This is a genomic window from Kineococcus glutinatus, assembly GCF_039542765.1.
GTDB classification, from domain to species: domain Bacteria; phylum Actinomycetota; class Actinomycetes; order Actinomycetales; family Kineococcaceae; genus Kineococcus_A; species Kineococcus_A glutinatus.
On record NZ_BAABIL010000945.1, the window covers coordinates 1 to 504 of the forward strand.

The 504-nt window shown below is 78.8% G+C and carries 1 pseudogene; it reads right to left on the reverse strand.

The features are described 5' to 3' along the window. Window positions 1-309: pseudogene (locus tag ABEB16_RS22735) on the reverse strand (pentapeptide repeat-containing protein); the annotation flags it as partial. Window positions 310-504 lie beyond the last annotated feature (195 nt).

Here is a 504-nt window from a genome sequence, read left to right on the forward strand (position 1 = left end):
GCGCAGCTCCGACAGGGCCCGCTGCACGGCGAGGGCGGTGGTCACCGCCTCCGCCGTGCCCGCCTCGCGCCACCAGTCCGCACCGACCCCCAGCGCGGCCGTCACCCGCTGCCCGGCGCCGAAGCAGTCGAACGCGACGCAGCCGGGGAAGCCGCGCTCGCGCAGCTGCGCGTGGATGCCGCAGCGGAACGAGTCGCGCAGGTTGGGGCAGGGCCGCCCGGCGTCCTTGTCGAGGGCGAAGTCCGCCGACGCGGTCAGGGGCAGGGCGGTGCAGCACAGCGCGGCGCAGCGGCTGCAGTCCGCGCGCAGGTCGGCCCGCGGATCGGCCGGCTGACCGGTGGTGCGCCCCGCCGGTGGCCGCCGACCCGCAGGGGTGGAGGACGTCACCCGGAGATGGTGCCTCATCCACGTCCTGGGACCGCAGCGCGGTGAGCGCCGCCGCCAGGCAGGTGCGCGCACCCGCCCGGCGGCGGCTGCCTCACGCCGCGCCGCTCACGCCGTGCG